The sequence below is a fragment of the Merdimmobilis hominis genome (assembly GCF_016901855.1).
In the GTDB taxonomy this organism is placed as follows: Bacteria; Bacillota; Clostridia; order Oscillospirales; family Ruminococcaceae; genus Paludihabitans.
On sequence record NZ_JACJKY010000103.1, the window covers coordinates 1 to 216 of the forward strand.

1 rRNA gene is annotated in these 216 nt (G+C 50.0%); it reads left to right on the plus strand.

Annotated elements, in window-relative coordinates:
• Window positions 1–14: 14 nt before the first annotated feature.
• Window positions 15–216 (plus strand): 16S ribosomal RNA (locus H6A12_RS13265); the annotation flags it as partial.

The window sequence follows — 216 nt, forward strand, 5'->3', positions numbered from 1 at the left end:
CGAAGTGATACCATTCAATTAAGAGTTTGATCCTGGCTCAGGACGAACGCTGGCGGCGCGCCTAACACATGCAAGTCGAACGGAGTTAAGAAGAAGCTTGCTTCATCTTAACTGAGTGGCGGACGGGTGAGTAACGCGTGAGTAACCTGCCTCAAAGAGGGGGATAACGTCTGGAAACGGACGCTAATACCGCATGACATATCGTTATGGCATCAT